2 protein-coding genes and 1 tRNA gene are annotated in these 2,942 nt (G+C 66.3%); 1 reads left to right on the top strand and 2 read right to left on the bottom strand.

Annotated features, from left to right (window positions below; translation table 11 throughout):
• Together aceE and NQ160_RS21710 are read right to left on the bottom strand one after the other, a co-directional pair.
• The coding region (gene aceE, locus NQ160_RS21715; protein ID WP_257517135.1) for a pyruvate dehydrogenase (acetyl-transferring), homodimeric type at positions 1 to 2,278 on the bottom strand (2,278 nt) is incomplete at its 3' end.
• Positions 2,279 to 2,448: 170 nt separating this feature from the next.
• A tRNA-Val gene (locus NQ160_RS21710) sits at positions 2,449 to 2,520 on the bottom strand.
• A gap of 53 nt (positions 2,521 to 2,573) precedes the next feature.
• On the opposite strand from NQ160_RS21710, the gene NQ160_RS21705 reads away from it, so the two are divergent.
• On the top strand, positions 2,574 to 2,942 hold a 369-nt coding region (locus tag NQ160_RS21705), incomplete at its 3' end, for a zinc ribbon domain-containing protein (RefSeq protein WP_374113699.1).

Raw genomic sequence — 2,942 nt, 5'->3', positions numbered from 1 at the left:
TCTGAGCCTCGAGCGCCCACTGCACGCCGACACCCGACGCGAGCAGCTGGGTGCGGGGACCCTCGCCCTCGCCGACCGAGATGCGGTGGATGCCGCGGACGATCCCGTCCACGTCGACGCCCTCGGGCTCCGTCGGCTGCACATACGGCTCGTTGTACACCGTGAGGTAGTACATGACGTTCGGATCCGGGTGGTTCCCGCCGTACATGCGCTCGAGTCCCGTGCGCACGATGTGGGCGATCTCGTAACCGAAGGCCGGGTCGTAGGAGATCGTGGCCGGGTTCGTGGATGCCAGCAGCTGGGAGTGACCGTCGGCATGCTGCAGACCTTCACCAGTGAGCGTGGTGCGGCCGGCGGTCGCGCCGATGATGAACCCGCGGGCCATCTGGTCGCCGGCTGCCCACTGAGCGTCGCCGGTGCGCTGGAAGCCGAACATCGAGTAGAAGATGTACACCGGGATGAGCGGCTCGCCGTGCGTGGAGTACGAGGTACCCACGTTGGTGAACGCCGCCACGGCACCGGCCTCGTTGATGCCGACGTGCAGGATCTGGCCCTGCGGGCTCTCCTTGTACGCCAGCAGCAGCTCGCGGTCGACCGAGGTGTAGTTCTGGCCGTGCGGGTTGTAGATCTTCGCCGTGGGGAAGTAGGCGTCCATACCGAACGTGCGCGCTTCGTCGGGGATGATCGGCACGATGCGGTGACCGAAGTCCTTCGATCGCAGCAGGTCCTTCAGCAGACGCACGAACGCCATAGTGGTGGCGATCTCCTGAGTACCGGAGCCCTTCTTCGGCAGGGCGTAGGCCTTGTCGTCGGGAAGGGGGAGCGGCACGTGCGTCGTGCGACGCTCAGGCAGGAATCCACCGAGGTTTCGACGACGCTCGACCATGTACTTGATCGTGTCGTCCTCCATACCGGGGTGGTAGTACGGCGGCAGGTACGGGTTCTCTTCGAGCTGCGCGTCGGTGATCGGGATGCGCATCGAGTCGCGGAAGTGCTTGAGGTCCTCGAGCGTCATCTTCTTCATCTGGTGGGTCGCGTTGCGTCCCTCGAAGTGGTGACCGAGACCGTAGCCCTTGATGGTCTTCGCGAGGATGACCGTCGGCTGACCCTTGTGAGCCTTGGCGGTCTTGTAGGCCGCGTAGACCTTCTGGTAGTCCAGCCCGCCGCGGCGGAGCTTGCCCCAGATGTCGTCGTCGGACCAGTCCTCGACCATCTTGGCCGTGCGCTCGTCGCGACCGAAGAAGTGGTCGCGGATGAACTTGCCGTCCTCGGCGCGGTAGGTCTGGAAGTCCCCGTCGGGGGTGGTGTTCATGAGGCGCACGAGGGCGCCGTCGTCGTCCTGCTGCAGCAGCTCGTCCCAGCCACGACCCCAGACGACCTTGATGACGTTCCAGCCGGCACCGCGGAAGAAGCTCTCCAGTTCCTGGATGATCTTGCCGTTGCCGCGCACCGGGCCGTCGAGGCGCTGGAGGTTGCAGTTGATGACGAAGGTGAGGTTGTCGAGTCCCTCGTTGGCTGCCACCTGCAGCTGACCGCGGCTCTCGACCTCGTCCATCTCGCCGTCACCGAGGAAGGCCCAGACGTGCGAGTCCGAGAGGTCCTTGATGCCGCGGTTGGTGAGGTACTTGTTGGTCATCGCCTGGTAGATCGCGTTGATGGGGCCGAGGCCCATCGACACGGTCGGGAACTGCCAGTAGTCCGGCATGAGCCGCGGGTGAGGGTACGACGGCAGTCCGTTGGGCGCTTTCGAAGCCTCCTGGCGGAACCCGTCGAGCTGCTCGGTGCTGAGGCGGCCTTCGAGGAAGGATCGCGCGTAGATGCCGGGGGAGGCGTGACCCTGGATGAAGATCTGGTCGCCACCGGACGGGTCGTCAAGGCCGCGGAAGAAGTGGTTGAAGCCGACTTCGTACAGCGACGCCGACGAGGCGTAGGTGGAGATGTGGCCGCCGACGCCGATACCGGGGCGCTGCGCGCGGTGCACCGTGATGGCGGCGTTCCAGCGGATCCACCGGCGGTAGCGGCGTTCGAGCTCCTCGTCACCGGGGAACTCGGGTTCGTTCTCGGGCGCGATGGTGTTGATGTAGTCCGTGGTCGGCACCTGCGGCACGTTCAGCTGCAGCTCGTGCGACTTCTGCAGCAGGCTGAGCATGATCTCGCGGCCGCGGCCGGAGCCCTTGGCATCGACGAGCTGCGAGAGCGACTCCTGCCACTCGGAGGTCTCCTCCGGGTCGCTATCGAGGGCCTCCTGCGAGTACGGATCCTGATCGTTGACAGTCACGGAAGACCTTTCTCGTATGGCAGATCGTGCCAGGTATTCGTGGCGCGGATCGCGCGGACGTTGTCCGCACCGCACAAAGCGCCATCGTTCAGCCTACCCACTCAGCGCGCCGCGGTCGCGGGCCTGAGTGGTGCAGTCCGCAATGGTTTTCGCCCGCTGCGGCCGCATCGTGGCCGGTACCAGGATCGAACTGGTGACCTTCTCCGTGTAAAGGAGCTGCGCTACCGCTGCGCCAACCGGCCACCAGCCATCCTAGGCCTCTGTGGGAGCGTCGCTCGGGCGGTAGGTTGAAGGGGTGAACGCCAGCCCCGCCGACCAGCGCCGACTCCTCGACCTCACCGAACTCGATGCCAGGATCGCTCAGGCCGATCGGCTGCGCCAGAACCCCCCGCAGGGAGTCCGGGTGAAGGAGCTGCTCGCGCAGCGCCAGGCCTATTCGCAGGAGCTGTCGCGGCTGCTGGGCGCCCGTGACGACGCCCGCACCGAACTGGCACGCATCGAGTCGGACGTCGCCGTCGTGCAGGCGCGCAGCGACCGGGATGCCGGCCGACTGGCATCCAGCGCCAACGCCAAGGAGGCGCAGGGCCTCGAAAGCGAGATCGCGTCGCTTGCCAAGCGCAAGAGCGCCCTCGAAGACGCGGAGCTCGAGGTGATGGAGCGCCTG

The sequence above is a fragment of the Microbacterium sp. zg.Y909 genome (genome assembly GCF_024626565.1).
This window is presented reverse-complemented; position numbering and strand designations above follow the sequence as displayed.